The 3,830-nt window shown below is 41.2% G+C and carries 4 protein-coding genes and 1 tRNA gene; 4 read left to right on the plus strand and 1 reads right to left on the minus strand.

Going from position 1 to position 3,830, the window contains the following annotated elements; translation table 11 throughout:
* Positions 1-422: 422 nt before the first annotated feature.
* Positions 423-495, minus strand: a tRNA-Lys gene (locus PHQ42_05110).
* 135 nt (positions 496-630) lie between these two features.
* Here PHQ42_05110 and mtaB point away from each other — a divergent pair.
* From mtaB to PHQ42_05130, 4 genes are all read left to right on the plus strand, one after another.
* Positions 631-1,902: a tRNA (N(6)-L-threonylcarbamoyladenosine(37)-C(2))-methylthiotransferase MtaB gene (mtaB, locus tag PHQ42_05115; GenBank protein MDD5072080.1), complete on the plus strand. Its 1,272-nt coding sequence runs from the start codon at positions 631-633 to the stop codon at positions 1,900-1,902.
* 143 nt (positions 1,903-2,045) lie between these two features.
* On the plus strand, positions 2,046-2,573 hold the full coding sequence (locus PHQ42_05120; protein ID MDD5072081.1) for a RidA family protein: 528 nt from the start codon (positions 2,046-2,048) through the stop codon (positions 2,571-2,573).
* A gap of 239 nt (positions 2,574-2,812) precedes the next feature.
* Positions 2,813-3,064 carry a hypothetical protein gene (locus PHQ42_05125; protein ID MDD5072082.1) on the plus strand — a complete coding sequence of 84 codons (252 nt, stop codon included), beginning with the start codon at positions 2,813-2,815 and terminating at the stop codon, positions 3,062-3,064.
* Positions 3,065-3,272: 208 nt separating this feature from the next.
* Entirely contained in the window at positions 3,273-3,449 is a 177-nt protein-coding gene (locus PHQ42_05130) for a hypothetical protein (GenBank protein MDD5072083.1), read from the plus strand.
* The last annotated feature ends 381 nt before the right edge of the window (positions 3,450-3,830 follow it).

Raw genomic sequence — 3,830 nt, forward strand, 5'->3', positions numbered from 1 at the left:
ATTCTATCTTCCAGGCCAGAAGTATGACCGATATAAATCTTATCCCTTATTTTATTATAAATGGCATAAGTAAAGAACATATTTGTGCGCCGTACAGGATTCGAACCTGTGACCTTCTGCTTAAAAGTCCGCCAGCCGGCGGATCTACCGACTGGTTTTATCGCGATTTATAATTGAACGAATAAATTGGCGGCCGCGATAACTTTTTAATTCTTTTTCTCTTTTTATTGCTTCCGCGCGGGTATTAAATTCCTCTTTGTATACTAAGCTCCAATTCCCATTATTTTTGCTTGTGTATGATTTTGCCTTATTTTTTAATATTTTATTATGTCTCTTAATTCTATCTTCCAGGCCAGAAGTATGACCGATATAAATCTTATCCCTTATTTTATTATAAATGGCATAAGTAAAGAACATATTTGTGCGCCGTACAGGATTCGAACCTGTGACCTTCTGCTTAAAAGGCAGCTGCTCTACCGACTGAGCTAACGGCGCTCATTTGAATTTTGTTTTTGTAAGCAAACAAAATAAAAAACCGCTTTATGCAGGCTTTTACTTATTTAGAATAATAACAAGAAAAGATATTTTTGACAAGACTTTGATTAGATTTTATTATTATAGCAGATAAATATGCTTGGGAACAGATTTAAAATTTACACTTTGGGCTGTAAAGTCAACCAGTATGATTCAAACAGGCTGGCGGCTGGGTTAGAGGCGGCTGGTTTTATTTTGGTCGGCGATAAAGCCGACTTTGCTATTGTCAACACCTGCGCCGTGACGCAAAGCGCTATAAGCAAAGGCAAAAGAATGATAAATAAAGCGCGCAAGGAAAATCCGGAAGCCAAAATTATTTTAGTCGGCTGTTGGCCAAGGGTTTATAAAGGGGAAATTGATGGCCTGGGAGTTGATTTTATTTGGAGAAAAAGGATGGATGATTTGGCAAAAAAAATGACAAATGGCAAAATTCAAATATCAAATCAAATCCCCCGGCCTCGCCAAGCGAAGCGGGGTGGGCAAAATTCAAATGTCAAATTCCGGGAGGACAAATCAAGATATTTTATAAAAATTCAGGACGGGTGCGAGCAATTCTGCTCTTATTGCATTATCCCTTACGCGCGGGGAAAACTAAGAAGCCGGAGAATAAAAGAAGTAATAGACGAAATAAAACAAGCGACAAGGGCGGGCTACAGGGAAGTGGTTCTGTGCGGAATTCATCTGGGGTTATATGGAGCAGAAGGCAAGAGGGGGCGAAGAAGGGGAGAGGGGAGACTGGCGGAGTTATTGCAGAAAATAATTAAAATAAAAGGGTTGGGACGGGTAAGATTAAGTTCAATAGAAATAAATGAAGTGAGCGATGAACTGGTAAAATTAATGGCGAGCGCGAAAAAAATTTGCAAGCATCTGCATATTCCTCTGCAGTCCGGCAATGACAAGATTTTGAAATTAATGAACCGGCCGTATTCAATTGCGAATTACGAATTACGAATTAAAAAAATTAGAAAGAGCCTGCCTGATATTGCCATCAGTACTGATGTAATCGTGGGTTTCCCGGGCGAAACAAAAAATGATTTCAATAAAACTTATAATTTTGTTAAAAAGATGAAATTCAGCCGATTGCATGTTTTTCCGTTTTCCGCGCATGAGAGAACTTTGGCGGCCAAATTGCCACACAGGGTGGGGGAGGAAGAAAAAGCCGGGCGGGCCGAAACTTTGAGGGGATTGGGAGAAAAGATGGAAAAAGATTTCAAAAAGAAATTTGAAGGCAGAGAGTTGGAAGTAGTCATGGAAAGTGAAAAAAACAGAAAAATAAAGGGCAAGACTGAATTTTATTTTGATATGGAATTTAATAAAAATAAGGCAAAAAACAAAAAGATAGGGGAAATTGTGAAAATCAAGATTTAACATTTGCCGGAAAATTTGTTATAATGGATTTAAAGCGATTCATGTAATTTATTTTCCGGTTTATTTATTTTTTTCAAAAAATATTGTATAATATAATAAGCGAAAGGTCGACAAATTTTTAAACAACATTAACGAACAAAAAAATGAACAAAAACACTAGAATAGTTATCTGGGTCATAGTATTGGTTCTTTTGGTTGGCGCCGTTTATTATTTGGGCGGAAATCTTTGCCGGATAGCCGGGGAAGAGCCGGAAAAATTCGGATTCGGGGTTGCCTGGGAAAAAGATTGGTCATATGCCCAGGGCATCAAATCAGGAAACATGATTTTTGTCGCGGGGCAGCTCGCCCATGGCCAAGAAGTTGATGAGAACGGGATGCCGGAATTTTTAATGGGTGATTTTGAACAGCAATTCCGCGCTGTCCTTGAGAATATAAAGGCGGTTCTCGCCAATTACGGCTCTACCATGGACGATGTTGTATTTCTCCAGAACTTCGTATGTCCGGAAACACGAAGCGGAAACAAGGCGGGCGACTACAATGATATTGCCGCCGGGCTCATCCGTGAATATTTCCCCAACGGTCTCCACACCATGACTTTTGTCGAAGTTGCGGGCTTGTATGCAGATCCCCAGCTGGTGGAATCGAACGCGATCGCGATTGTCAAAAAATAATAAAAATTAAAAAAGAAGTTCTGAATAAACAAAATTCTTTGGTTTTTCCAAAGAGTTTTGTTTTTATTTCGAAGCTAATAGCGTTTAGCCTCCCTTTTTATTTGCAAAGCAGGTTCGACCGCTTCGCAAACAAGTTTGCGCTTAAAAAATTTAACAATTTTATTTAAGTTTGTTATAATGAAAACAAACGATAATATTTATTTCCAATTTTAAAAATTTTTCCGGAAAGGAGGAAAAAGATGAACCTTGAAAAAGTGTATTGCGCGGAATGCCAAGGATTTTTCCCCCAGGACAAGATTTCGAGATCAGGCCTCTGCCCCGGATGCTCCAAGGATCTTGTCCGGCTTTTTTCTCTGAAGCCGGAGGTGGCCACGGAAAGAATTCATGAAAAACAGGAAAATGAGGGCAATATTCCCTGTTTTAACACAGGGAAGAAAAAAAACTGCGGCCAGTTTAATTGCGAGTGGCAGGATATCTGCGACCGGAATTAAAGGAGAAAGTCGCGCAAGAAGGAGGTTTGAAAAATTTATAAAAACACCGTTTCGCGGGAAACGGTGTTTTGTTTTTGACTTTTTTAAGGAAAAGACCTATACTATAATTAAATGGGTTCTGTCTAACAAGGAGGTTTTTGGCATTAATTCGGAGCGGTTCTTTTGTGAATGTTTACGAAACCGAACTTAAGGACAGGAGGTTTGGGCCATGTCGAAGGAAAGAGCGAAACAATGCCTTTGGACCGTTGTCGCTTTCGCGGTTGCGATGGTGGCGGCTTACCATATTTTTGGCAATACTACCATGCCGCAAACCTATCGGCTGGTGGCATCCGGGGGCGTCGGTTTGGTTTTTGGGTTGATGGCGGGTGTTGTAAATGCTCCCTAGAAAACCGTTCGGGACAAATATTTTTGCGGCTGGCAAAATTTTTACCAGCCGTTTTTTTATAAAAAAAATCCGCCAAAAGCGAAGTTTAAGATTAATTTGTACCGCCACGGGCCCACCTGCCGGCAGGCAGGGAACCCCGCACAATTTCGCTTCGCTCAATCTGCGGGGCAGGTCGAACACCGGTTACCAAGATGAGCCCCGCAAAACTGCGTTTGCGGGATCGCTCCCTCCAGAGGCGGGCAGGCGCTCACACGCTCGCGAAATTATTATGTACCGCCACGGGGAATCGAAGGGGCGGAAGCCCCATTAAACTTCGGGGTTCTCAAACCCCATGGACAGCACAAACAAAAAACCGGCACGAAGCCGATTTTTGTTTGTACC

Source organism: Patescibacteria group bacterium, assembly GCA_028711655.1.
Classification (GTDB): domain Bacteria; phylum Patescibacteriota; class Patescibacteriia; order Patescibacteriales; family JAQTRU01; genus JAQTRU01.